Source organism: Kitasatospora sp. NPDC032757, assembly GCF_055579305.1.
Genome location: NZ_JBVINN010000020.1, coordinates 1 through 25,468, shown reverse-complemented (window position 1 = coordinate 25,468; position 25,468 = coordinate 1). Strand labels below are relative to the sequence as shown.

Annotated in this window: 1 protein-coding gene; it reads right to left on the bottom strand. The window is 73.4% G+C overall.

From position 1 onward, the window contains the following. Window position 1 precedes the first annotated feature (1 nt). Window positions 2-24,490: an SDR family NAD(P)-dependent oxidoreductase gene (locus ACZ5WK_RS22150; RefSeq protein ID WP_465549218.1), complete on the bottom strand. Its 24,489-nt coding sequence runs from the start codon at window positions 24,488-24,490 to the stop codon at window positions 2-4. Window positions 24,491-25,468: the final 978 nt, after the last annotated feature.

Here is a 25,468-nt window from a genome sequence, read left to right as displayed (position 1 = left end):
GTCAGCGACCCCCGTTGTCCGTGGTGCGGCCGGCGTCGTCGAACGACCGGCGGATGTGCTCTGCGGCGGCTTCCATGCCGAGGGAGTCGTTCAGGTAGCTGTCGAGGACGTCGTCGAGCAGCGCCCCCGGCAGGCCGGCCTCGGCCGCGCCGGTCGCGCCCTCGGGACCGCCCGTCCCGGCGGCGTCCGTCCCGGGACCGCCCGTCCCGGCACCGTCGATCGGCTTCTCCGCGATCCAGTACCGCTCGCGGGCGAAGGGGTAGGTGGGCAGCGGGACGACCCGGGCCGTGCGCCCCGGGTGGAGGCTGCGCCAGTCGAGCTCGAAGCCGTTCACCCAGAGGTCGAGCACCTTCGCGAACTTCCCCTTGGCGATCCAGACTTCGAGGATCGCGCCCATGTCCTCGTCGGCGGTGAGCGCGGAGAGCGCGCGGTCGTGGCGCTTCACCCGGCCGCGGTGCAGCCCCTCGGTCCGCTCCGGGTGGCTCAGGAAGCCCTGGAGCCGCTCCCGCAGCTCGCCGAGCGAACCGACGACCGTCCCCAGCCGCTCGGGCATGGCCTCGCGGCCGAGTTGCAGCGTGTGGGCGACGTCGGTGACGGACACCCCGCGCCGCTCCCCGGTCGGCAGCCAGCGCAGCAGGGCGGCGGCCTGCTCCCGCAGCCGGTCCTCGTCCTTGGCGGAGAGGACGACGACGGCGGGCCCGCCGGCCGGAGCGCCCGCGGCGGCCGGCGCCTTCGGGACGTACTCCTCGATCACCACATGGGCGTTGGCGCCGCCCGCCCCGAAGGAGGAGACACCGGCGCGGCGCGGCACCTCGGCGGTGACGCCGTCCACGGTGACGACCGGGCGCTTCCACTCCGCCTGGTCCCGCTGGACCACGAAGGGCGTGGAATCGAAGTCGATGTGCGGGTTCAGCTCCTCGGCGTGCAGGCTGGGGGCCAGCTCGCCGTGCTGCAGCTGGAGCACGACCTTGAGCACGCCCGCGATGCCCGCCGCGGCCTCGGCGTGGCCGATGTTGCTCTTGGCCGAGCCGATCGCGCAGTACCGGACGTCCTGGGTGTCGCCGGAGAACGCCCTGGTCAGGCCGTTGATCTCGATCGGGTCGCCGAGCGCCGTCCCGGTGCCGTGGGCCTCGACGTAGCTGATGGTGCGCGCGTCGACGCCGGCCCGGTCGAGCGCCTGGCGCACGACCTTGCCCTGCGCCACCGGGTTCGGCACGGTGTAGCCGTTGGTCGTCCCGCCGTGGTTGATGCCGGTGCCGCGGATGACGGCGTGGATGTGGTCACCGTCCCGCTCGGCGTCCTCCAGTCGCTTGAGCACGATCGCGCCGACGCCCTCGCCGGGGACGAAGCCGTTGCCGCCGAGCCCGAAGCTGCGGCACTTCTCCTCGTCCGAGAGCATCTGGAGGTTGCACAGGTTGAGGTAGCTGGACGGGTGCAGGTAGAGGTTCACGCCGCCGGTCACGGCCAGCTCGCAGTCGCCGCGGAGCAGGTGCTCGCACGCCTCGTGAAGTGCCGTCAGCGAGGACGAGCAGAGGGTGTCGACGGGCATGCTCGGGCCGTTCAGGTTCAGCTTGAACGAGACGCGGTTGGCCGCCGACCCGAAGGAGGTGTACGGGTAGGCCGTGTCGCCGCGACGCCACCGCTCGGGCCCGTAGAGGTTGTGCCCGGCGCGCGTGATGCCCACGAAGACACCGACCCGGCCGTCGAACTCCTCCTCGATGCGCGCCCGCGTGTAGCCCGCGTCCTCGAAGGCCTTCCAGGTCTCCTGGAGGAAGAGCCGCTCCTGCGGGTCGATCTCCAGGGCCTCGTTGGGCGTCATCTCGAAGAACAGCGGGTCGAAGTCGGCGAAGCCGTCGAGGAAGCCGCCCCACTTGCTGTAGCTCTTGCCCTCCGCGGCGGCCTTCTCCTTGTCGGGCTCGTAGAACCCGTCGAGGGGCCACCGGTCGGCGGGGATCTCGGTGACCGAGTTCCGGCCGGACCGCAGGTTCTCCCAGTACGCGTCCAGCGTCTCGGCCTGCGGGAACCGGGCGCTCATCCCGACGATGGCGATGTCACCGGTGCGGGCGGGCGTGGTGGCGGGTGCGGGGCGCGACGGCTCGGCCGCCACCACCGGGGCCGTCCGGACCGCCTGCACCACCGGGGCGGCCGGGGCCTCCTGCACGGGTTCGGCGGTCGCCACGGCCGGGGCCGCCGGCACCGCTGCGGGGGCGGGGGCGGGCGCGAGGCCGACCGCCCGCTCCAGGGCCTCGTCCTGACGGCCGGCGAAGTGCTCGGTGAGCGCCTCGATCGTGCGGTACTCGAAGAAGAGCGTGCTGCTGACCTCCCCCAGGTCCTTCTTGAGGTTGTTGAGGAGCTGGAGGATGAGGATGGAGTCGATGCCGTAGGCGGACAGCGCCTCCCGGGCGTCGATGGACTCCGCCGGGATGAGCAGGGTGCGCGCGACCAGCTCCGTCAGGTAGGTCCGCATCGCGCCCTTGAACGCCGCCTGGTCCGCCGGCACGGGCTGCGGCGCGACGGCCGGCACGGACTGCGGCGCGACGGACTGCGCCGCGACGGGCCGGGACGCGACCGGCTGGGGCGCAGGCTGCGCCACGGCGGGTGCCGCCACCGGCGGCCGGCCGCCGTCGGCCTGGCGGATCACGCCGTCACTGAAGGCGACGACGACCTGCTGGCCGAGCGGGTGCGCGTCCCGCGCCGGGAACTCGACGGCCGCGAAGCCCTCCCACTCCAGGACGAACTGCCACATCCGGGGCTCCAGCCCCGGGCCGCCGGCGTCCCGCAGCTCCGGGTCGTCGTACAGCCACCAGCCGTCCAGGAGCGCGAAGGTCAGCATGCCGAACACGGTGTAGCCGTCGATCTCGTTCACGACGACGGCGCCGCCGGGCCGCAGCAGGGCCTTGCTGTTGCGCAGCGACACGCGGATGTCCTTGGTCGCGTGGAGCACGTTGGTCGCGATGACGAGGTCGTACCCGCCCTCCTCGAACCCCTGCTCCGCCACCGGGCGGCCGGCGTCGTAGAGCTCACAGCGCAGGAACGGGTTCTCCGCTCCCCACTGCTGCCTGCCGTGGATGAGGAAGGCCCGGGAGAGGTCGGTGTAGCAGTACTCCCCGATGTGCTCCGCGTACGGGCGCAGCCGGCGCATGATCGTGGCGGTGGTGCCGCCGGTGCCGGCGCCGACCTCCAGGATGCGGAACTTCGCGCCCGGGTCCTCCGCCAGCCGGCGCTCGACCAGGGCGACGGTGCAGTCGCCGACGACGTCGTTGAAGTAGTCGGCGATCATGTTCCGCTTGTAGATGCCCTCCACGAGGTCCAGGGAGGATCCGGGGAAGATGACGTCGACGGCGGAGGTCTCCCCGGTGAGGATGGCGGTCAGCGCCCGGAGGGTCTTGTCCACCAGGTCCACCGAGGCGCGCAGCTCCGGGTCGGCGAGCCACGCCCGCTTGTTGCGCTCCCACTCGGCCGCGGTGGCGGCCGGGTCGAGCGGGCTCACGGCGCCGGCGCGGTAGCCGGCGCCGGTCTCCACGAGCCAGCCCTGCCGCACGAAGAGTTCGAGGGTCTCCTGGAGCCAGCGGTCGTACTTGCCGGTGATCCCGTTGGCCCGCTGGAGGGCGGCCGCATCGAAGGCCCCGCCGGCGAACCAGCCACGGCCGTGCAGCTCGCACCAGAGCAGCTTGGCCAGCAGCGCGTCCAGCTCCCGGAGCTTGTCCTTCGCCTGCGTCTCCACCGTCCGCAACGCGCTCTGGCGCGACGGGAGTTCGGGAGTGATCGGGCCGGCCTGGGCGGCCGCCGGGCTCAGCACCCGGACGGACTCGTGGTCCGCGTAGGCCTCGAACCGCTCCGGCTTGCGGGTGTTGACGTAGACCAGCTGGCCGAGCGGGGCGGCCAGCAGCCGCTCGACCGCGTCCATGGCGAGCGCCGGGTCGATGTCGCCTAGGCCCTCCTGCTGGTAGATCCGCTCCCGGACGTGCTGCGGGACGTCGAGCCCGCTCCCGACGGCACCCCAGTAGCCCCAGTTGACGACCTTGACGGCGTAGCCGCGCCCGGCCGACAGGCGGTCGGCGAGGGCGTCCTCGAAGGCGTTGCCGGCCACGTAACTGCAGTAGCCCATGGTCTGGTTGATCGACGCGATCGAGGAGAAGTACAGCAGGAAGTCGAGGCCCTCGGCGTCGAACACCTCCGCCATCCGCACGCTGGCGTCGACCTTGGCGCTCAGGCCCCGGCGGAACTGCTCCTCGCTGGTGTTGGGCAGGCTCTGGTCCACCAGGCCGAAGACCGACTGGACCACGCCGTGGACGGTGCCGAACCGCTCCCTGACCTTCGCGTACGCGGCCCGCAGCGACTCCGGGTCGGCCGCGTCCGCCGGGACGTACCAGGGCGCGCGGCCCAGGGCCGCCAGCCGGTCGATCTTCTGCTGGATGGCGTCGTCCTTCTCCCGGCGGCCGATCCAGACCACCTGGGCGCCGAAGCGCCGGATGACGTCCTCGCTCCAGAGTTCGCCGATCCCGCCGGCCCCGCCGAGGACGACGTAGACGCCGCCCTCCTTGTACGGGGTCCGGGCCGGCGCGGGGAGCTCCACCCGGGCCAGGCTGCGGCGGAACCACTGCCCGCCCCGCAGCGCCCGCACCGTCCGCGCGGGAGAGCCGAGCAGGGCGGCCATGGGGGCCGGCTCGGTCGCGCCGAGGTCGAAGGACTTCACACCCCAGTCGGGCAGCTCCCTGGCCATCACGCCGGCCAGGCCGAGCACGGCCGCGTCGGCGGGGTGGACCGTCTCGCCCTGCAGCACGGACTGCGTCTGCCGGGTCACCACCGTCCAGCTCAGCTCCTCGCTGCCGTAGCCCAGTGCGAACAGGGCCTTGGTCAGGCGGAAGAACGTCACCACGCCGGCGTCGGTGCGCCGCAGCAGCGCGGTGGCCTCGGCGCTGTCGTCGGCCGGCGAGATCCAGACGAGGTGCCGGACGGTGCCGACGCGCCGCAGCGCCGCGGTGAGCGCCTCGGTGCTCTGCGTGTCGCTGGTGGTGAGGAAGTGCGGCGTGGCACAGAGGGCGGCGATGGCGGCGTGCTCCGCGGCGTCTCCCCCGACGACCACGACGTTGCCGTCCAGGGCCGGGACGATACCCGGGCCGGCGGCCGGCTCGGGGGCCGGCTCGCGGACCCAGAGCGGCGCCAGCGACAGGTGGTCGCCGTCCTCCGGGCCGGCCGTGCGGGCGGCGGGCAGGGCCGCTGCGGGGGCGGCGACAGCAGGGGCGGCGGGCAGGGCCGGACGCTGCGTCCGGGCCTCCTCGGGCAGCCAGTAGCGCTGCCGCAGGAAGGGGTAGGTCGGCAGCGGGACGCGCAGGTGCGCGCCGGTGGCGAAGAGCCGCGCGTACTCCAGCTCGTAGCCCTGGAGGTACAGGTCGCGCACGGCCTCCAGCTGCTCCGTCCGGGCCGTCCCGGCCGCGCCCTCGGCGCACTGGCGGATGCAGCTGTTGCCGAACTGCTCCAGGGATGTCTGCGGGCGCGGCGCGTGGTCCGCGAGGTCGGCGACGCGCACGTGCTCCTCGCGGCCGTCCGCGAGCCACTCGCGCAGCCGCGCCACCAGCTCGGCGGTGTCCCGGGCGACGCAGGCCAGGCGGACCGGGCAGTGCCGCCGGCCCAGGAGCAGGGTCAGGGCGATGTCGCCCAGCCCGACGCCCGGGTTGCCGTCCAGGTGGTCCAGCAACTGAGCCGCCTGGGTGCGCAGTTGGTCCCGGGAGAGCGCGGAGAGCACCACCAGCTGGCCGGCGGCGGCCGGCGCGGTGCGCGGCCGCTCGGGGGCCTCCTCGATCACCAGGTGCGCGTTGGTGCCGCTGAAGCCAAACGAGCTGAGCGCGGCCAGCCGCGGGCGGCCCGGCCCGGCCGTCCAGTCGCGGTGGACGGTGTTCACGTAGAACGGGCTGCCCCGGAAGGCGATGTGGGCGTTGCCCTGCTCGAAGTGGAGGGAGCGCGGCAGCTCGCGGTGGTGCATGGCGAGCAGGATCTTGGCGAGGCCGGCGACGCCGCTGGCCGGTGCCGCGTGCCCGATGTTGGTCTTCACCGAGCCGATCGCGCAGTACTCCTGCTTGTCGGTGTAGTGGCGGAACGCCCGGCTCAGCGCCTGGAACTCGATCGGGTCGCCGAGCTTGGTGCCGGTGCCGTGGGCCTCGACCAGCTGGATGCCGGCCGGGTCGATCCCGAAGGTGTCGTAGACCGTACGCTCCAGCCGCTCCTGCGACCTGGCGCTCGGCGCGGTGATGCCGTTGGAGGTGCCGTCCTGGTTCAGGCCGGAGGCGCGCACCACCCCGTGGATGTGGTCGCCGTCGGCGAGGGCGTCCCGCAGGCGCTTGAGCACGACCATGCCGACGCCCTCGCCGGGGACGAAGCCGTCCGCCCGCTCGTCGAAGGTGTGGCACTGCCCGGTGTCGGAGAGCATGCCGGCCTTGTGGGCCGCCAGGTAGTAGTCGGGCGCGCACTGCACCGAGACCCCGCCGGCCAGCGCCAGCTCCACCTCACCGGCGCGCAGCGCCTGGCACGCGAGGTGGATGGCGACCAGCGAGCCGGAGCACGCCGTGTCGACGGCGATGGCGGGGCCCTGGAGGTCGAGGTAGTAGGAGATCCGCGCCGGGATGATCGCCTCGGCGTTGCCCCACATGGCCTGGGCCGGGGCGTCCTCGGCGGGCGCGGTCAGGTAGTCGCTGACCTGGGTGCCGATGTAGACCCCGCAGGCCCGGCCGCGGACCGCCTCACCGGCGTAGCCGGCGTCCTCCAGCGCCTTCCAGGACTCCTCCAGCGTGAGGCGCTGCTGCGGGTCCATGTAGGTGGCCTCAAGGCCGGATATCTGGAAGAACATCGGGTCGAAGAGGTCGATGTCGTCCATGAGCGAGGCGTACCGGGGGTGGCCGGCGCCGGGGGACACGTAGGTCGAGAGGTCCCAGCGGTCGATCTCGCCGACCAGACTGCGGCCCTCGGCGAGGTGCTGCCAGAGCTGGTGGACGTCCTTGGCGGTACCGAACCTGCCGCTCAGGCCGATGATCGCGATCGGCTCGGTGGACGGGTCCGCCGCAGCGGCGGGGGCGACGGCCACGGGGGCCTCCGGCGCGGGGGCGGTGACGGGGGCGGCGGTGACGGGGCCGGCGGTGGCCGAGGGCACCGGCGCGGGAAGGACGGCGGTAGCGACGACCGGAGCCGGGGCGACGGCGGCGGGCACGACGGCGGCGCGGGTCGAGGCGGCCGGCGCGGGCTCCCCGACGAAGGCGGCGGCCGCCTCGTCGCGGTGGTACTCCACCACGTAGCGCGCCAGCGCCCGCACCGAGCTGTGGTCGAACAGGTCGGTGGCCGCCAGCGTGATGCCGAGGGCGGTGTTCAGATCCTGCGTCAGCCCGACCCCGAGGATGGAGTCGACGCCGTAGTCGGCGAACGCGTCCTCCTCGGAGATCTCCCGGCGGTCCAGGCCGAGGGAGTGCTCGATCTGCGTGACGATCACCTCCCGGACGCGTGCCTCGGCAGCCGCGGCGTCGAAGGCACCGGCCTCCCGGGCCCCGGCCGGAACGGCCGGGATCACGATCGGGACCTCGGCCGGAACCACCGTCGGAGCTTCGGCCGGGGCAACGGCCGGGGCCGCCACCGGGGCCACCAGCGCCCGCGCCTGCTCCGGGAAGGCGTCGGCGACGTACGCCGCCAGCCGGCGCACCGAGCCGTGGTCGAAGAGGTCGGTGGTCACCAGCACACCGCCCAGCACCTCGTTGAGGTCCTGGATCAGCTGCACGCCGAGGATGGAGTCCACGCCGTAGTCGGCGAACGCGTCCTCCTCGTGGATCTCGCTCGCGGCCAGCCCGAGGGAGGTCTGGATCCGGTCGACGATCGTGCGCTGCACCTGCGCCCGCACCTCGCCCTCGCCCGGCACGGCGGCGGTCACCGCGACCGGCACCGCGGCGGCCACGGCAGCGGGCCCGGCCAGGTCGGCAGACCCGGCCAGGACGGCGGCACCGGCCTGCGCGGCCACGGTGGCACCGGCCCGGGCCACGACGATCTGGTGCCCGGCGTCGTGCACCGCGGCGGCCGGGAAGGCGACGGGGCCGAACCCCTCCTCCTCCAGCACCGTCCGCCAGGTCGCGGGCGCCAGGCCGGGGCAGCCCTCGATCCGCAGCTCGGCGTCCTGGTAGAGCCACCAGCCGTCGAGCAGACCGAAGGTCAGGTGCAGGAACAGCGTGCGCGCGGCCATCTCGTTGAGCACGAGCTCGCCGTCGGCGCCCAGCAGCGCCTTGGCGTGCCGGACGGCCGCCCGCACGTCGCGGGTGGCGTGCAGGACGTTGGTGGCGAGGACGATGTCGTAACCGCCCTCGGTCACGCCCTGCGCCGCGGGCTCGCGCTCCACGTCGAACAGGCCGAACCGCACGTACGGGTGCTCGGCGCCGAACTCCTTCTGCCCCTTGAGCAGGAAGTACCGGGAGAGGTCGGTGTAGCGGTACTCGGCGACGCCGTCGCGGTACGGGGCGAGCCGGCGCAGCACCTTCTCGCTGGTGCCGCCGGTGCCGGAGCCGATCTCGAAGATCCGCACCTTGCGGGCCGGGTCCCGGTCGAGCAGGGCCGCGACCCGGGCCGCCACCTCGTCCGCCATGATCTCGTTCAGGGCGTCGGCGCTGTCGCAGTGCCGGTAGACGCCCTCGACCAGCGCCATGGACGAGGCGGGGAAGATGACGTCGGTCGCGGGCCGGCGGCCGGTGAGGACCTCCGGGAACGCGCGCAGCGCCGGGTCCAGCAGGTTGACGTAGGCGCTGGCGCCGTTGCTCTCCCGGCACAGCGCCTCCCAGCGCCGCCACACGGCGTCACCGTCGGCCGGTGCTTTGGCGGTCGGCGTGTAGTGCCCGGCGCCGTGCCCGTCGTACGCCAGGTAGCCGTGGCCGGCCAGGATGCGCAGGCTCTCGTCGAGCCAGCGGTCGTAGCCGCCGCCCGGCTTCAGGGCGGCCCGGAGCTCGGCGACGCTGCCGCCCGCCGCCTTCAGCCCCAGGGCCCGCAGCTGCGTGAAGAGGAGCTCGCAGAGCAGCTCGTCGTCGAAGCCCCGGGCGCTGCCGGAGTCGGCGAGGACGCGCTGCAGCCGGCGCTCGTCCGCGGTCCGCACCGTGCCGGCGGCACCGGCCGCCCGGTGCCCGGCCCGCTTCGGGGTCGTGGTCTTCTCGACGGCGAGCTGGTCGAACGGGCCCGAGAGCAGCACGTCCAGGGCCGCCATGCCCTCGGCGGGCTCGATGGAGCCGATGCCGTCCAGCTCCATCCGCCGCTGGTAGGCGTCGGCGGCGACGACGCCGACGCTGCCCCAGTAGCCCCAGTTCATCACCTTCACGGTGGCGGGCCAGGTCTGCTGGAGGAGCCGGGCGAAGGCGTCCTTGAAGACGCAGCCGCAGACGTAGTTGCTCTGCCCGGCGGAGCGCTGGAAGGAGTTGAGCGAGGAGAAGAACAGCACGAAGTCCAGCGGCTCTCCGGCGAACACCTGGGCCATCCGGACGCTGACGTCCACCTTGGCCCGCACGGCGGCCCGGAACCGGTCCTCGGTCATCCGCGCCACGCTCTGGTCGAGCAGGGCGATGGCGGAGTGGACGACGCCGTTGATCTGCGGGAAGCGCGCCTTGACCCGGGCGACGGCGGCCGCGAGGGAGTCCCGGTCGGTGGCGTCGGCCTGGAGGTACCAGGGCGCGGGGCCGAGCCGGCCCAGCTCGGCGATCCGGGCCCGGATCGCCTCGTCCTCGGGGCGGCGGCCGATCCAGACCACCTGCGCCCGGTAGTCGCGCACGACGTGCTCGGTCCAGGCCGCCCCGAGGCCGCCGGCGCCGCCGATGACCACGTAGACGCCGCCGTGCTTGTACGCCGTGGCGTCCTCCCGGGCGGCCGCGTCGGCCGGCACGGGCACCAGGGTCTGGCGGTACCACCGCCCGCCGCGGTGCGCCCAGGTGGCGGCCACCGGTTCGGCCGGGAGGTCGAGCGCCTCGCGCAGGACGGACTCGCGCAGCTCCTCGACGTCGGCGAGGCGCACCCGCCACCGCGGGTTCTCCTTCGCCAGCGAGCCCAGCAGGCCGTGGACGCCGGCGTGGGTCGGGTCGACCTCGTCGGCGTCGTCGACGAACTGGCTGCGGACGGTCACGGCGGTCCACTCCAGGGCCCGCTTCTCGTAACCGAGCGCCAGCAGCGCCTTGGCGAGCCGGAAGCCGGCGTACGCGCCCTCCTCCTGCCGCTCGACCAGGGCGTCGCTCTCCGGCCCCACCGGCGTGCCGCCGCCGGCCACCCAGACCACCTGGTCGTAGGCCGCGCCGCCGCGTGCCAGGCGGGCCCGCAGGCCCTCGACGGTGTCGCCGGCCCGCAGCAGCAGGACCTCGACGCCCTCGTGCCCGGTGAGGACCGAGCCCAGCGCGTCCGGCTGGTCGCCGACGAGCAGGATCCGGCCGCCGGGGCCGCGCTGCGCGGCCGGCGGGAACGGCGGCTCGGCCTGCTCCCAGCCCGGCTTGAGCAGCGTCAGCCGCCCCGCGGCCGGGGCCTCGGCGGGCACCGCCTGGGTGTCGCGCCTGACGGGGCGGGTGCTGAACGCCCTGATCCGCACGCTCACGTTGCCCTGCGCGTCGCACAGGTCGATGTCGAGCTTGTCGCCGCCCTGCGCCCCGCCGCCCTGCGCGGCCGCCCGGCCGCTGCGCCGCAGCCAGGCCCACATGGTCGGCGTGCAGGGCCCGAGGATCTCCAACTCCTCCAGCGCGTACGGCAGGTGGGCGCCGTCGGTGGCGTCCAGCAGGCCGACGGAGGCCTGCAGCGCGGCGTCGAGCAGGCTGGGGTGCAGCACGAGGCGCTCGAGGCCGTGCTCCGCCTCCTGCGGCAGCGCCAGCTCGGCGAGCGCCTGCCCCTCACCGACGAGGATCCGCACCAGGCCCTGGAAGGCCGGCCCGTAGGCGATCCCCCTGCGCCGGTACGAGGCGTAGGCCTCGGCGGCGGCGATCTCGAAGGATCCGCACTCGGCCCGCAGCCGGGCCAGGTCCAGCGGGGCCGGGCGCGGGGTGTCGGCGACGACGATGCGGCCCTGGCTGTGCACGGCCGGCTGCGCGCCGGCGACCGGGGCGAGGATCCGGTAGCGCACGCCGGTGGCGTCCGGTTCGAGCTCGACCCGCACGTCCGACGGGGTGTCACCGACCTTGACCGGCCGCATCCAGACGACGTCCCGGATCGAGACGCCGCCGGTCCGCCCAGCCCCGTCCGCCCGGTCGGCGGCGTGGGCGGCCCGGGCCAGCTCCAGGTGGGCCACACCGGGGAGGACCTTCTCCCCGGCCACGACGTGGTCGCGCAGGAAGAACTCCCGGCCGGTGAGGGTCGTGCCGGCCGGCCGGCCGGGCTCGGCGGCGCGCAGCAGCGGGTGGCCGGGCACGCCCGGCGCCTGCGGCGCGACGTCCTGCCACAGCTGCTTCCGGGCGAAGGGGTAGCCGGGCAGCGAGACCGGGGCCGGGCGGCGGCCGCCGAACAGCCGCAGCCATTCGAGGTCGTTCCCCTGGCAGTAGGCCTTGGCGGCGGCGCGCAGCGCGTCGGTGTGGAGCGCGGCGTCGTGGTGCAGCAGGGCCGCCTGCTCCAGCAGCCGGTTGCCGGCCTCGCGCACCTCCTCCTTCGGCGCGAAGCCCTTGGGCACCCGTGCGGTGAAGACGTCCGGCGCCTGTCCGTCCCGGCTCCACTGCCGCAGCAGGCGCACGGCCTCGGCGGCGTCGCGGGCCACCACGGCGCAGCGGTGCCGGAAGTGCGGCCGGCCGTCGAGCAGGGTCGCGCCGACCTCGCGCAGGCCCTGCGGGCGGGTGGCGTCCTCCAGGAAGTCGATCAGGTCGGCGACCCGCTGCCGCAGCGACTCCTCGGACTTGGCCGACAGGGCCAGCAGGTGGGCGGGCATCGTCGCGGCCTCGTCGTCGTTCTGCACCGGATAACTCTCCACAACCATGTGTGCGTTGGTCCCGCTCATCCCGAACGAGCTGACGGCCGCGACGCGCCTGCGCCCGGGGCGCTCGGGCCAGGCCCGGTTCGCCTTGTTGACGAAGAACGGGCTGTCCTTCCAGGCGATGTACTCGCTCTCCTGCTCGCAGTGCAGGCTCGCCGGGATCGTCTCGTGGCGCATGGCCTGGACGAGCCCGATGAGGCTGACGAGGCCGGAGGCCGCGAGCGTGTGCCCGACGTTCGACTTGACCGAGGTCAGGGCGCAGTACTGCTGCTTGTCGGTGAACCCCTTGAAGGCGTCGTTGAGCGCGTTGATCTCGACCGGGTCCCCGAGCCGGGTGCCCGTCCCGTGCGCGACGACGTACTCGATGTCCGCCGGGTCGACCCCGTACTGCCGGTAGGTGGAGCGCAGCAGCTCGGTCTGGGCGTCCCCGTTGGGGGCGGTGATGCCGTTCGACCGGCCGTCGTAGTTGATTCCGCTGGCGCGGATGACGGCGTGGATCCGGTCCCCGTCGGCGACGGCCGCGGAGAGCTTCTTCAGGACGACGACGGCGACGGCCTCGCTGAGCACCATGCCGTTGGCACGCTTGTCGAAGGCGTGGCAGACGCCGTCCTCCGAGAGCATGCCGGCCTGCTGGGTGCCGGTCAGCAGCTGCGGGGTCGTGATCAGGCTGACCCCGGCGGCGAGGGCGGTCTCGCACTCGCCGTTGCGGATGCTCGCACATGCCTGGTGGGCCGCCACGAGCCCGGAGGAGCAGGCCGTGTTGAGGGCCATCACCGGGCCGTTGAGGTCCAGGAAGTAGGAGAGCCGTGCGGCGAGGATGCCGTCGTGGTTGGCGGTGATGCTGCCGGTGCCGCGGGCGAGGTCGCCGTAGTCGCCCTGCTCGACGCCGACGAACATGCCGACCCGGCGGGTGGCCGCCGGCTTCCAGCCCGCGTCCTCCAGCGCCCGCCACGACTCCTGGAGGAGCAGCCGCTGGCGCGGGTCGAGGCTCTGCGCCTCCTTGGGGGAGAGCTCGAAGAAGAGCGGGTCGAACTCGTCCGGCCCGGACAGCTGGCCGACCCGGAAGGCGCCGAACGGGCTGTCCTCGGGCTCGCCCCAGAGGGCGAGGCGCTCGCGGCCGACCGGGGTCACGGTGTCGCGGCCCTCGGCGAGGACGGACCAGAGCCGGTCGACGTCGTCGGCGCCGGGGAACCGGCCGCTCATGCCGATGACGGCGATGGCGTCGTCGTCCCCGCCCCGCCCGAACGGTGCCCGGGCGGCGGGCTCCGGCAGGGTGCCGGCCGTCCGCTGCCCGGCCGTGGCGGCCTCGACGGCGGCGATGGCCTCGGCCACCTCACCGGTGGCGCCGGTGGCGACGACGGTGGGGCGGGCCGGGGCGGCCTCGGGGGCGGCCTGGTCCAGCGCCTCCCGGAACCAGTCGGGCTCGGCCACCTCGACGACGGGCGCGGCGTCGTCCGCGCCGCCGCCGTAGAACGCGGCGAGGACGTCCTTGTGCTCGGCCGCGTACCAGCCCCTGAGCTTGCGCAGCGTGGAGTGGCTGTAGAAGAGCGAGGGCGAGACCTCGACGCCGTAGTGCGCGCCGAGCCGGGCCGCCAGCTCGGCCAGGCTGACCGAGTCGAAGCCGTAGTCGGAGAGGTTGTCGTCCTCGTAGATCTTGTCGAGGGCGATGTTGACGGCCCCGCTGATGATCTCCCTGAGGTCCCGGTCCAGGCCCTCCTCGGGGCTCATCGCCGGCACGGCGGGGACGGCCGGCCGGGTCGGGACGGCGGCCGGCTGCGGCTGCGTCAGGCCGAGGAAGCGGACCACCCGGCTCGGCCGGCCCACCAGGATCATGTGCTGGGAGGCGTCCTGGGCCAGCAGCTGCTCGAACAGCGCGATGCCGTCCCGCGTCTCCAGGAAGTCCTGGCCGCTCGACCGCAGCAGCATCGTGGTGGTGTCCTGGTCGAAGCCCATCCCTCCCTCGCGCCACAGCGGCCAGTTGACGACCACCGTCCGCCCGGAGAGCTGCCCGGCCCTCACCCGCGCGTCGCGGTGGGCGGCGTAGGCCATCTGGAAGCGGTTGCCGACCGCGTAGTCGCAGGTGCCGAAGTCGCCGATGACGGCCGAGGTCGAGGAGAAGTAGCAGACGAAGTCGACGTCCTCGCCCGCCAGCGCCTCGTCCAGCGCCAGCGTGCCGCGGATCTTGGGCTCCAGGATCCCCTCGAAGGCGCTCAGCTCCTTCTGGAGGACGCTGCCCTCGCCCTGGACGCCGGCCGCGTGGACGACGCCGTTCAGCGCTCCGAAGCGCTCGCGGGCCTGCGCCACGACGCGCTTCATGTCCTGCGCGTCGGCCACGTCCGCCTGCACGTACACGGCCCGGGCCCCGGCGGCGGTCAGGCCGTCGAGCTTCTCCTGCCGCGCCGCGTCCAGTGCGGAACGGCCGGTCAGCACGAGGTTCGCCGCGTAGTTCTCGGCGAGGTGGCGGGCCACGATCATGCCGAGGCCGCCGGCCCCGCCGGTGACCAGGTAGGTGCCGCCGCGCCGCAGGGCGCCGGGGCGCTCGGCGAGGGCGACGGGCCGGACCCGGCTGACGAAGCGTCCGCCCGCGCGGTAGAGCGCGCTGACGGCCTTCTCCGTGCGCAGTTCGGCGAGCAGCCGCTCCGTCCACGCGGCCGCGGTGGCGGGCCGCTGCGGGTCGGCGGCGTCCTGGAGCACGGCCACGACGGACAGCTGCGGCATCACGAGGCCCAGCGAGCGCTCGAAGCCGAGGTTCGCCTCCAGCAGGGCGCGCTCGACGCCGTCGCGGTACTCCCCCGCGAGCACGAGGCGCCGCGCGGGGAGCTTGGCCGCGGCCACGGCCTGGAGGGTCAGGACGACGTCGCCGAAGTCCTCGAGGTCCGAACCGGGCTCCAGCGCCCGGAGGTCGACGACCGCGTCGATGCCGGGCCGGTTCGCCGCGAGGTCGCGGAACGCCTCCCGGTAGTCCTCGGGCTCACCGCGCCGGACGTCGTAGGAGTCCGGCGAGACCTTGCGGCAGGTGTCGCCGAAGCCGACGAAGGCGACCGGCAGGGCGGGGTCGAGCGCCCGCACGGCCCGGGCGGTCTCGGCCTGGCGCTCCGCGCCGGTGCAGAGGAAGACGATCCCGCCGACCTTGCGCGCCGCCGCCCCGTCCAGGGCCTGCGGCTCCCAGCCCTCCACGAAGGCGAGCGGCCTGGTCCGCTCCCCGGACACGGGGACCGTTGCGGCGACGGTCGACGCCGCACCGGCCGGCGCGACGGCAACCGGCACGACGGCGGCCGGCTCAGCCGCGACCGGCCCGGCCGGTGCCCGGCCAAGGGACAGCGGCCTGGGCGCGTCCAGCCAGTGCCGCTCCTGCGCGAACGGGTACGTCGGCAGCGGGATGCGGCGCACCTCGGCGCCTCGGGCGAGGGCGTCCCAGTCGAGGGCCAGGCCCTTGACCCAGAGCTCGGCCAGCTTCTCGCCCCGGCCCCGCTCCAGCCACCGCGCCACCACCTCCTGCATCTCCTCGTCGGCCTCCAGGAGGGCGACGGTGTCCTTGTGCTGCCGCACGCCGGCGTGGAAGACGTCCTCGACGTCCTGCCCGCCGTCCAGGAAGGCCCGGAGCTTCTCGCGCAGCGCGTCGTGGCCGTCGACCACCAGGGCGAGCCGCTCCTCCATGGCCTCCCGGCCGACCTGGAGCGTGTACGCGATGTCCGGCAGAGCGGCGTCGCGGCCCTGCTCCGACAGCCACGTCAGGAGCGCCCGGGCCTTCTCCCGCAGGCGGTCGCCGTCCTTGGCGGACAGGGCGACGATCTGCGGCTGCGCGGTGCGGCCGGTGCGCGGCTCCTCCGCGGGGACGTACTCCTCGATGATCACGTGGGCGATGGCGCCGTGGGCACCGAAGGAGGAGACGCCGGCGATCCGGGGCAGCTCGCGGGTCACGCCGTCGACCGTCCGCGTGGGGCGGGTCCACGGCTCCAGCTCCTGCTGGACGTAGAACGGCGTGTTCGCGAAGTCGATGTAGGGGTTCAGCTTCTCGGAGTGCAGGGACGGCGCGAGCATCCCGTGCCGCATCTGCAGCAGCACCTTGGTGACGGCGACGACGCCGGCCGCGCCCTCCAGGTGGCCGATGTTCGACTTGACCGACCCGATCGGGCAGTACTGCTTCTTCGCGGTGTGCTTGCGGAAGGCCCGGGTCAGACCGGTGATCTCGATCGGGTCGCCGAGCGAGGTGCCCGTCCCGTGGCCCTCGATGTAGCTGATGTCCTCCGCCGAGAGGCCGGCGTCGGCCAGGGCGGCCGTCACCATCTCCGCCTGGGCCAGCGGGTTGGGCACCGTCATCCCGTTGGTCTTGCCGCCGTGGACGGTGGCGACGCCGCGGATCACGCCGTGGATGTGATCGCCGTCGGCGACGGCCTGGTCGAGCGGCTTGAGCAGGACGCAGCCCACGCCCTCGCCGGGCACGTAGCCGGTGCCGCCGTCGCCGAAGGAGCGGCAGCGCCCGTCCTTGGCGAAGAAGTTCATCTGGCTGAGCGACACGTACTTGTTGGGGTGCAGCGAGAGGTTGGCCCCGCCGGCGAACGCCAGCGAGGCGGTGCCGTTGCGGATGCTCTCGACGGCCATGGCGATCGCGTAGAGCGAGGACGAGCAGGCGGTGTCGACGGTCAGGCTCTGCCCGTGCAGGTTGAAGAAGTAGGAGACGGCGTTGGAGGCCGCGGCACGGTCGGAGAGGACCACCTCCTGGCCGCTGAGCAGCTGGTACTCGTTCCACATCATGCCGAGGTAGACGCCGACCTTGCGCGCCTTGTCGGGGCTCAGGGTCTTGCGCGTGTACCCGGCGTCCTCCATCGCCTCCCAGGCGGACTGGAGGAACAGCCGGCTCTGCGGGTCGGTCAGCGCGGCCTGGTTCGGCGACATGTTGAAGAACAGGGCGTCGAAGTTCTCGGCGCCGTCGATGAACCCGCCCCACTTGCTGCTGCTCTTGCCGGGCGTCTTCTCGGCGGCGTAGTGCTCGTCCTTGTCCCAGCGGTGCGGCGGGATCTCCTCGATGCAGTCCTCGCCGCGCTCCAGGACCTTCCAGAACTCGTCGAGGTCCCAGGCCTTCGGGTAGCGGCCGCTGACGCCGATGATCGCCACGTCGCGCGACCGTCCGGCGGCCTGCGGGCGCTCCTGCGCGGCCGGCGCGGCGGTGGCCGCCGGGGTGACGGAGACGGCCGGAGCCGGCTGGGTCCGGAGCGGCTGAGCGGGGGCGGCCGGGGCCGCGGCGGCGGACTCCCCGAGGCCCAGCAGCTCGCGCAGCCGCTCCGCCTGGTTCTCCGAGAAGTACCCCGCCAACTCGTCGATCGTCCGGTACTCGAAGAACAACGTCCCCGGGATCGACTCGAAGTCCTTCCCCAGAAGCCGCATCAACTCCATGATCTGGATCGACTCGATCCCGTACTCACCCAACTCCGCAGCAGCGTCGATCCGCCCCTTCGGAATCCGGAACACCTGCGACAACCGGTCCTTCAGGTACTCGACCGTCCGCCCCAGCAACTCCTCCGAACCACCACCCGCAACCACCACCGGCTCCGGCACGGCCGGCACCGGCTGCGCGGAGACCACCGGGGCGGACGGCGCCGCGGCGGCGGACTCCCCGAGGCCCAGCAGCTCGCGCAGCCGCTCCGCCTGGTTCTCCGAGAAGTACCCCGCCAACTCGTCGATCGTCCGGTACTCGAAGAACAACGTCCCCGGGATCGACTCGAAGTCCTTCCCCAGAAGCCGCATCAACTCCATGATCTGGATCGACTCGATCCCGTACTCACCCAACTCCGCAGCAGCGTCGATCCGCCCCTTCGGAATCCGGAACACCTGCGACAACCGGTCCTTCAGGTACTCGACCGTCCGCCCCAGCAACTCCTCCGAACCACCACCCGCAACCACCACCGGCTCCGCGGCCACGGGGACGGAGACGGTCACGCGTGCCCGGACCGACGGGCGGACCGTCGCGGCGGGCACCGCGGCCCGCGGCGCCGGGGCCTTCCGGGCGGCCTTGGCCCGGTCCGCGCCGGCCACCCGCAGCACCTTCTCGATCTTCGCCCGCTCGCCCTTGGTCACGACGACCTGGGTCTCGCCGGAGACGAGGATCGTCAGCAGCGCCCGGATGCCCTCGGCCGTCCTGAGGCCGCGCATGCCCGAGTAGTCGTAGTACAGGGTCTTGGCGGTGCCGTCCTGCTCGATGTCGCCGAGCATCCCGCCCTCGTCCCAGTAGGGCCAGTTGATCGAGATGCTCCGGCCGTGGCGCAGGCCCTCGGCCCGCAGCGCCTCCCGCTGGTGGGCGTAGGCGTCGAGGAAGCGGTTGGCGGCGGCGTAGCTGCCCTGCCCGAAGTCGCCGACGTAGGCGGCGATGGACGAGAAGAGGACGAAGAAGTCCAGCGGGTCCTGCTGCGTCAGCTCGTCCAGGTGGACGGTGCCGTGCAGCTTCGGCGCCAGGACGGCGTCGAACTCGGCCTGCCCGGCCTCCATGACGCCGGCGCTGCCGACGAGGCCGGCGCTGTGGAAGACGCCGTCCAGCGTGCCGAAGCGCTCGCGTGCCGCGGCGAGTGCCCGGCCGACGTCGTCGCGGTCGGCCACGTCGCAGGCGAGGTAGAGGACCTCGGCTCCGGCCGCCTCCAGGGCGGCGAGCTTCCCGCGCCGCTCGGCGTCGGGCTGCCGGCGGCCGAGCAGGACGAGCCTGGCCCGGCACTGCTGGGCGAGGTAGCCGGCGAGGTGCAGCCCGAGCGCTCCGGCGCCGCCGCTGATCAGGTAGACGCCGCCCTCCTTCAGGGGCAGCGCCGAGGCCGCGGGCCGGCCGCCGCCGTTCCACGGCTGGAGGACCCGCTCGGAGCGGGTGCCGTCGGCGTGCCGGATCTCGTGCCCGCCGCGCGCGGTGGGGCCCTCGGCCAGGCGCAGTTCCCGCAGCACGCCGTCGGCGACGGCCCCGGCGCCCGCGGTCGCGTCGAGCTGGAGGCTGTTCATCCGGAAGAGGTGGTTGACGGGCGTCATGGCGCGCGCGAACCCGGAGAGCGCCTCCGCGGCCGCACGGGCCTGTCCCGGCTCGCCGGGAAGGACGGCCAGGTACCGGATCTCGTGCTCGATGCCGACCTGGTGCACGGCACGGAAGAGGTGGCGCAGGCTCTCCAGCCCGAGGGTGAGCCCGGACGGGCCGGGCGTCAGCGCCCAGAGGTCGGCGATCGCGTGCGGCAGCTGCCCGCGCTCGTCGAGGGTGCGCAGCAGCCGGTCGAAGTCGGCGCCGCTGCGGCGGTCGACGGTGAAGACGCCCGGGGACGGCTCCGCGAAGGCGGGCCCGGCCGTCACCCGGAGGACGCGGCCGGGGTGCGTGTCCGCGAGCCGCGCCGGGCGCGCCTCGTCGTCGTCGAGGACGAGCAGCACGTGCTCCGCGCCGGCGGGGTCCGGCTCCTGCCCGGTGCTCTCGCCGGTGCCCTCCGTCCAGCGCGGGACGTAGAGGTGCAGTTCCTCGTCCTTCTTGGCCGCGAACTCCTTGAAGACGAGCCCGGTGGCCCGCACGCACTCGGCGCCGTTCTCGTCGCAGATCGCGAGGTTGACGCTGACCGCGCCGTCGCGGGCGATCCGGTGGATCGTGGCGTGGCAGTAGGAGACGCTCGGGATGGGGGCGAAGACGACGAGCTCTTCGAGGCTGAACGGGATTCTCAGCACGCCGTCCTGCTCGCCGATGCCCCGCAGGGTGTTGAGCGCGGCGTCGAAGAGCGAGGGGTGCATGGTGAACTCGGGGAACTCGCCCGCCAGGCCGTCCCCGAGCACGATCCGGGCCAGGGCCTCGGTCTCGCCGCAGTGGAGCGTCTCGATGGCCTGGAAGGTCTCGCCGTAGCCGAAGCCCAGCTCCCGGAAGCTCGCGAAGATCTCCGCGTTCTCCTGGCGGCCGGTGCAGCGCCCCAGGATGCCGGGGATGTCGATGCTGCCCCGCACCCGCGAGGGCTGTTCCGCGGCGTAGTTGGCCCGGCCCTGGGAGAAGACGGTCCGCCTGCCGTCGCTCTCGCTGTAGATGAGGTACTCGAGCGAGTCCTGCTTGAGCGGGCTGAGCTCGATGTTGACCGCCCGGGAGTCGTCCTCCATGACGATCGGGTGGCCCCAGATGATGTCCTGGAGCGTCACGGCCTCGGAGCCGCTGGAGAGCCGGGCGGCCGTGTACGCCATCTCCATGTGGGCGACGCCCGGGAGCAGGATCTTGCCGTCCACGACGTGGTCCCGCAGGAAGAACTCGTCCTTCGACAGCTGCTTGCCGAACCGCTGGGCGTGGAGCGTGGATTCGTTGCCGTCCAGCAGCGGGTGCAGGCGCGGGCGGGGCCCCGGGCCGGCCGCCGGCAGGGCGCGGCGCGACCCGTCCGCCGCGGCCTCGGCCCAGTAGGTCTCGCGTGCGAAGGGGTAGCCGGGCAGCGAGGCGCGCAGCGGCGGCCGGTCGCCGAACAGCCGCTCCCAGTCGAGCTCGTAGCCCTGGGTGTAGAGGTCGGCCAGGGCGCGGACGGCGTCCTGGTAGCGGCCACGGTCCGCGGCCGCGCCGGCGGCGCGCGCCACCAGCTCGTTGCCGTACTCGGTGAGGGCGACCTGCGGCTGGAAGTCCCGGCCGGCCACCCCGCGGAACAGCTGGGGGGCCTTCTTGCCGTCGAGGAACTGCTGGAGCAGCTGCTCGGCCTCCGCCCGGGTGGCGGCGACCAGTGCGCAGCGGTGGGCGAAGTGGTGCCGGCCGCCGAGCAGGGTGGCGCTGATCCGGTCGAGGCCGGTCTCGCCGGCCCCGTCGTTCTGCAGGAAGGCCAGCAGCTCCGCGGCCCTGGTCCGCAGTGCCTCGTCCGTCTTCGCGGAGAGCACGAGCAGCTGGGAGGGCCGGTCACCGGCGCCGGAGCGGACCGGCTCGGCGCCGTGACTCTCCACCACGACATGGGCGTTGGTGCCGCTGATACCGAAGGAGCTGACCGCGCCCATCCGCTTGCGGCCCGGCTCGTCCTTCCAGGGCCGCGCCTCGCGGTTGACGTAGAACGGGCTGTGGGCCCAGTCGATGTAGTCGCTCTCCTGCTCGCAGTGGAGGCTGGCGGGCAGCGTCTCGTGCCGCAGGGCCTGCACCAGGCCGATCAGGCTGACCACGCCGGAGGCCGCCAGGGTGTGCCCGACGTTGGTCTTGACCGAGGTCAGGGCGCAGTACTGCTTCTTGTCGGTGTGGCGGCCGAAGACGCCGGCGAGTGCGTTGACCTCGATGGGGTCGCCGAGCCGGGTGCCGGTGCCGTGCGCGACCACGTGGTCGATGCCGGCCGGGTCGATGCCGAACCGGTCGTAGACGGTGCTCAGCAGGGCGGCCTGCGACGGCTGGCTGGGCGCGGTGATGCCGTTGGTGCGGCCGTCGTAGTTGACGCCGCTGGCCCGGATGACGGCGTGGATCCGGTCGCCGTCGGCGACCGCCTTCGACAGCGGCTTCAGCACGACGACGGCGACGGCCTCGGCCATCACCAGGCCGTTGGCGCGCCGGTCGAAGGCGTAGCAGACGCCGTCCTCCGACAGCATGCCGGCCTGGGTGGCGTGCTCGAAGAACCTGGAGGTCGACAGGAGGTTGACGCCGGCCGCGACCGCGGTGTCGCACTCGCCGCTGCGCAGGCTCAGGCAGGCCTGGTGCACGGCCGCCAGGCCCGCCGAGCAGGCGGTGTTGATGCTGAGCACCGGGCCCGAGAAGTTCAGGAAGTAGCCGAGGCGGGCGGCCAGGATGCCGTCGTGGCCCGAGGTGAGCGTCTCCTCGTCACCGGTCAGGCGCTGGTAGTCGCCCTGTTCGGCGCCGACGAACATGCCCATGGTGTTGTCGCGGAGCTGCTTCGCCCCGTACCCGGCGTCCTCCAGTGCCCGCCAGGACTCCTGCAGCAGCAGGCGCTGCCGCGGGTCCATGGTCTCGGCCTCCTTGGGGGAGATCTCGAAGAACAGCGGGTCGAACTCGGCCGCGCCGGGCAGCCATCCGGCCCTGACGCCGGTCACGTCGAGGGGGCCGCGCCAGCTCTCCACCCGGTCGGCGGGTATCCGCCCGATCGCCTCCCGGCCCTCGGCGAGGAGGTTCCAGAACTCGTCGACGGTCCGGGCCTGGGGGAAGCGTCCGCTCATCCCGATGACGGCGATGGCGTCGTCGGCGGCGGCCGTACCGGTCGGCGCGGGGGCGGGGGCGGCTTCGGCCCGGGGCGCCGCCGGCTCGGCCGCGGCGGGGGCGGCTTCCCCGGCCACCCCGTAGGTGCGCCGCACCGCGTCCCGGTGGTCCCGGACGAGGTGGTCCCGGACCATCTCCAGCGTGAAGTAGGTGTAGAAGAGCTCGGGCGTGACGTCGATCCCGAAGTGCCCGCTCAGCCGCAGGGCCAGCTGCGTGTTGCCGACCGAGTCGAACCCGAGGTCGGTCAGCCGGTCCTTCGGGTGGATCTCGTCGGCCGCGAGCTTCAGGACCTGGCCCGCGATGCTGCGGAGATCCGCCTCGACACTCTCTTCGACGCCCAAACCTGCCCACTCCCCGCGGCGCGCGTTCCCGGCCGCATCCGATGCTGGTTCTTCGTTCCCGGCTTCCTGGTGCCCGGCTTCTTCGTGTGCGGCTTCCCCGTGCCCGGCCGGCGCCGGAGCGGCGTCGGTGGCGTCCGGGGTGATCCAGAAGCGCCGCCGGTCGAACGCGTACGTCGGCAGGCGGAGCCTTCGCGCCCCGGCGGCCGGGAAGAGGTCCGCCCAGGGGCGGTCGGCTCCCTCGCTGAAGGCCTCGGCCAGGGCCAGGAGTTGTTGCGTGTACTCCTCGGCGGGGAGGTCCACGCCGAGGTGGAACGTGTCCGGGACGTCCGGACGGGGTGCTTCGGACCGCTCTCCCCCGGCCGGGGCCGGCTGCCCGGCGGAGCCCCGGTCGTGGAAGCAGTTCCGGGCCCGGCCGGCCTCCAGCAGGCGCTTCAGCTTCACCCGCAGTTCGTCGGCGCTGCGCACGACCAGCGCCGTCCGGCGGTCGAGGTGCTCGCGCCCGAGGAGCAGTGTGGCGCTGAGGTCCGTCAGGTCGGTGCCGGGCCACTCCTGGTCGAGCCAGTCGGACAGGTCGCGGATCCGCTGCTCCAGCGCCGTCGTGGTCCGGGCGGAGAGGCAGATCAGGTAGCCGGGGCGGGGCTGCCGGGCGGCGTCGGGGCGCGGCGGCGCCTCCTCCAGCACGACGTGCGCGTTGGTGCCTCCGAAGCCGAAGGAGCTCACGCCGCAGCGGCGCGGAAGGGGCTCACCGGTCTCCGAGAGCAGCGGCTTCCAGGGGCGCAGGGATTCCACGATGTGGAACGGCGTGCCCTCCAGCTCGATGCGCGGGTTCAGGCTCCGGAAGTTGTTCAGGCCCGGCAGCTGCCGGTGCTCCAGCGCCAGCAGGGCCTTGATGAACCCCGCGATCCCCGCGGCGGCCTCCAGGTGGCCGATGTTCGGCTTCACCGAGCCCAGGCCGCAGTGGTTCGACCGGCCGGACTCCGCGTCCGCCTTCCGGCCCGCCTCCGCCTTCTCGCCCGCCTCCGCGTCCGCACCGGCCTGCGCACCGTCGCCGCGCGCCGCCCGGAACCCCTTCAGCAGGCCCTGGATCTCGACCGGGTCGCCGGTCGGCGTCCCCGTCCCGTGCGCCTCGACGTAGCCGATGGTGTCAGGGGAGATCCCCGCCCGGCGGATCGCGTCCGCGACGACCTGCGCCTGCGCCTCGTCGTTGGGGTAGGTCAGGGTGCGGGTGCGGCCGCTGTGGTTGGCGGCGCTGCCCTTGATGACACCGTGGACGGTGTCGCCGTCGCGGACGGCGTCGGCCAGGGGCTTGAGCAGGACGAGCCCCGCGCCCTCCCCGCGCACGTAACCGTCGGCCCGTTCGTCGAAGGTCTTGCAGGAGCCGGTCGGGGAGAGCATGCCGGTCTTGGAGAAGGAGACGTTCCGGCCCGGGGTCAGCACGAGGTTGATCCCGCCGGCGAGCGCGACGCCGCACTCGCCCTGGTTCAGCGACCGGACGGCCAGGTGCAGCGCGTGCAGCGAGGCGGACGACGCCGTGTCGACGGCCACGCTCGGCCCGCGGAGGTCGAAGAAGTGGGAGATGCGGTTGGCGATGACCGCGCCCGCGGTTCCGGTGGAGTGGTGCGCCGCCACCTCGCGGAGCTCCCGCTCCTGGAGTTCCTTGTAGTCCAGATTGTAGGAACCGAGGAAGACCCCGACGTCGGTTCCGGAGAGCGCGTCGGGCCGGACGGCGGCGTCCTCGATACACGACCAGGCGAGTTCCAGCATGATTCGCTGTTGCGGGTCCATGCTCTCCGCCTCCAGCGGGGAGAGATGGAAGAACGCCGCGTCGAAGGCGTCCACGCCGGTGAGGAAGCCGCCCCATTTACTGATGCCCGTACGCGCCCGTCCCGCGCCGGGATCACCGTCCGGAGAAGCGTATTTCCTCCAGTCCCAACGGCTTTGAGGGACTTCGCCGATGTGCGAGCGACCGTGTTTCAGGTTGTCCCAGAACTGGCGGTAGTTCTCCGCCCCGGGAAACCGGCACGCTATGCCGATGACAGCAACGTCGTTCTTCTGCATGGGAAGACCCCTCTTGACATCCCCGGTGCCCCGGCCGTAACGGACTGCTCCCATGGCTGTGCCACGGCAGCGGGCGTGCCTCGGCGTCGAGCGTCGAATTGCACGTGCCGGAGCCGGAACTCCGGACGGGGATCAACGGGCACACCGGACCGGCGTCATTGCCGGCATCCACCGACCGGTGTCTGGTTCTCGCCCGACCACGGCTTTTCGACGCGACACAACCCGACTCGCCCTTGGACGGCGATCAGCCGGATTGCGTGTCGCTTCGTGTTTTGATGCGCTCCCAACCGCGGCGGTCCTTCGCGCAGTCCTCGGCCTGCGCCTGCCGAATGCCCCTGAGATGTGTGGCATTCCGTCCGCCGGCAGCCCGGGACAGGTCGGCACGGGCGGGGGTATTCCATGATGTCCGTCGAGTCAAGGTCCTGAGGTGACCGCTTCCGGCCATGCAGGGACCTCCCCTCTTGTCGACATCCATGGACATGCCCTTCGCGGAACAGAATCCTGCAAGATCTAACCGATCGTCAAGTAAACGATTGGTGCACTGTGCTGACGAGGGGTGGACAGCGAGCGACGGAATCGGTCCCGCGGGACCGCCCCGGCCCTCCGCCGACTTCCCTTCCGTGCACCCGATCCACGCGGTCCCCCCGCCGCCCGATCACCCGTGGGCCGGCCCGCGAAAATCCCGGCACCGCCCGGTTCCGGGCCCATTCGGACCGCTGATTTCGGGCGCAGGTGATGCGGTATCAGCCAGATACCCGGGCAACACCCGTTCGTGGACACGAACTTGATCAACCATCCGCCATGATGCCTTCGCGTTCAGTAGTGTGCATGACCGAAGATGTGTTCGCCCAGCGGAGCGGATCGCCGCCTGCGGGCTCGGACGGTTCCCTCACCCTTGGAGTGGTTCGAGATGACGGTTGTGCATGAGGCGCCGGTCGGCGACGAGATCCCCGAGGTCCCGGCCGACGCCCACGGGCG

Excerpts from the sequence above, each read along its gene's own strand:
- ACZ5WK_RS22150 (WP_465549218.1), bottom strand. The coding sequence starts at position 24,490 with ATGCAGAAGAACGACGTTGCTGTCATCGGCATAGCGTGCCGGTTTCCC.